Below are 2,446 nucleotides of genomic sequence, written 5' to 3'. Positions count from 1 at the left end.
CCGCCACCCACCCCAGGCCCACCACCCACCCCCAGGCCCACCACCCACCCCCAGGCCCACCGGCCACCGGCCACCGGACAGGCCCCCCCGCCGCAGACAGGCGCCTGGCCACCGGACGGGCCCCGGACCCGTCACCGGATACGCCCGCACCAGACGGGCCCCCAGGGCCGATCACCAGCCGGCACCACCACCGGCCCGCCGGCCACCACCCGGCGCGCGCCGGCCACTGCGGGCAGCCCGCGTACAGCGCCGGCACCCCCCGGCCGTCACAGGTGCCGCACCTCTGATGGGCCCGCACCCCTAACCACCCCACACCTCCGCCAGGCCGCGCAGCAGGCAGCCCGGAGTGCTGGCCCTGGCAACCAGGGCCAGCACGCCGCCCGAAGCTGGCAGCACCCCGTCAGACCGCCACAGGGGCTGCCCTCCGCTGGCGGCCAGCGGTCGCACCCGGGCGGGCTACACGCCGCCCCCATCGCCAGCAGGTAGGTAGCCAGCTGTGTCGGCCCGCATACCGCCCACGGTGCATAACCCGCTGCGCCGGTCCGCACCGTCTCGGGAATGTAGCCAGCTTCGCTGGTCCGTAGGTTGCGATATAAGCGCTCCCCGGCGGACCCACGCAGATTCCGCCCGGTCCGCCGCGCCAACCTCTATTCGCGGCGCCAACCTCTATTCGCGGCGCCAACCTCCAACGGGCGCGCCAGCTCCAACGGGCGCGCGTTCGGGAGCTGCCGCGGTAAACGGGCACATCAGGGGGCCGCGCGTGGGCACTTCGGCCCAGAAGCTCACTCCATCCTGGCTGCAGGCCTGGTACTGGCCCGCTGGCTCTCCCTTGTTGCCGTGCGTGACATCTCGGTAGCCCGGCCCAGACCATCTGCCTCCGGGCTTGGCCTCCATGCCATATCTTCATACGGCGTAGGGGCACAGCTGCTTGTACAGGTGCCCTAGCCGGGGCGCTGCAAGACCGGCTCCGTGTTAACGTTTCCATGCGCGCCCCGGAGGGCCCCTCGGGCCGGCCTAGGACCGCGCGCAAGGTAAACCCGGTACAAAGACAACCTCGAGGCTTCCCGATGCATGGCCATCCAGAGAGTGGTGCTTGGGTGCCGTAGACGTGAAACGGTCGACCGCGCCACCTTTGCCCGCCGGGCGCACCCTATGGGGTGACGCGTCGGACGGTCGCTGTGGCTGCGGCCATCAGGAGGTATACGCAGCCGCTGACGCGATCGAGCGCGCGCAGTTTCAGGCGGGGAAGATGGCGGCGGAGTGCATCGCCTGCCAGCGCCCAGACTGTGTCGGGAACGGTCATCACGAGGATGAAAAGAAACCCCAGCAGAGTGAGTTGCAGCCAGATGGGCCCAGCTCCGGGTGAGACGAACTGGGGAAGGAAGGCCACGAAGAACATGGCGGTCTTGGGATTCAGCGCACCGACCATGAACCCTCGTGTAAGGCTGCGCCTCACCGTGGGTTCCACGTCCTGGACGGCGGGCTGTTCCAACGTTCCCTCCCTGCGGGAGCCCAACGCGCGGAAGGCCAACCAGAGCAGGTAAAGGACGCCGACGACCTTGACTACTGTGAACGCCGTTGCGCTTGCAGCTACTAGAGCGGAGATGCCGAGGGCGGCACCGGCCACATGCAGAACGTAGCCCAACTCGATTCCGGCGACCGCGGCTAAGCCTCCACCGCGCCCGGAGCGCAGCGTCGTGGTCAGGATGAAGGCCACCGAAGGCCCGGGGATAAGGGCGATCGGAAGGGACACAGCGATCAACAACGCTGCGGTGCTCGCGGTAATCACGGCGGATCCTCCTCAATGACGGTGCAACCCTAGCTCCGTAGCTCCCGGTCCGGTAGGTCCATTGCGAGACCTCTCCCGGTCGCTGCGCCGAAGCGAGGTCCTTGGTCGGCTGTGCGTCCCTCGAGCTGAACCGGGGAGCCTTATTGGGCAGCGGATGTGCCGGCCAGGGCGCCGCTGGAGTGCAGGAGACGAGTGGCATGCGATGCTCATCACAACGCGCCCCGCTGGTTTGCGCTGACACACGGAGGCATGTAATGTTTTCTGAGTTGCCCCGCTGAGGGCAGCCAACCCCACCAAATTCTTGAAGCTAGTCCAGCGTGTGCTGAGCACTAAAGCCGGATGATGCTTTATTTTGCTGTGGTTGATTCTTCTTGTCGAATGCTTTTCCGGTTTTCACCGAAAAGAGCGGATTTGACAAGGGGAAAGGGAATGAAATAAGTTAGTAACACACCACGGCGAAGAAATAAAGAGCTTTGGAGGATTTCGAAGGAAAACTTCGGATCTGGCTCGGAAAAGTATTCCCACGTGTTTGTTGTTTGAGAACTCAATAGTGTGCCAAGTTTGTTGATACCGATTGTTTTTTGATTGGTTGAATTGGCTGGTCTGCCGCATTTGCGTGTGGTGGGCTGGTTTTTTTGGCTGGTTTCGAATTTTGTG

2 protein-coding genes are annotated in these 2,446 nt (G+C 65.0%); both read right to left on the bottom strand.

What is annotated here, in order from left to right:
• Positions 1–1,150: 1,150 nt before the first annotated feature.
• The gene (locus E2F48_RS17160) at positions 1,151–1,789 is read right to left on the bottom strand and encodes a LysE family translocator (protein WP_133405178.1); all 639 of its coding nucleotides are present in this window, start codon (positions 1,787–1,789) and stop codon (positions 1,151–1,153) included.
• A gap of 347 nt (positions 1,790–2,136) precedes the next feature.
• A partial coding sequence (locus tag E2F48_RS17515) for a hypothetical protein (protein WP_221411709.1) occupies positions 2,137–2,446 on the bottom strand: 310 nt, incomplete at its 5' end.

The organism is Arthrobacter crusticola (assembly GCF_004357995.1).
GTDB classification, from domain to species: domain Bacteria; phylum Actinomycetota; class Actinomycetes; order Actinomycetales; family Micrococcaceae; genus Arthrobacter_D; species Arthrobacter_D crusticola.
This window is presented reverse-complemented; position numbering and strand designations above follow the sequence as displayed.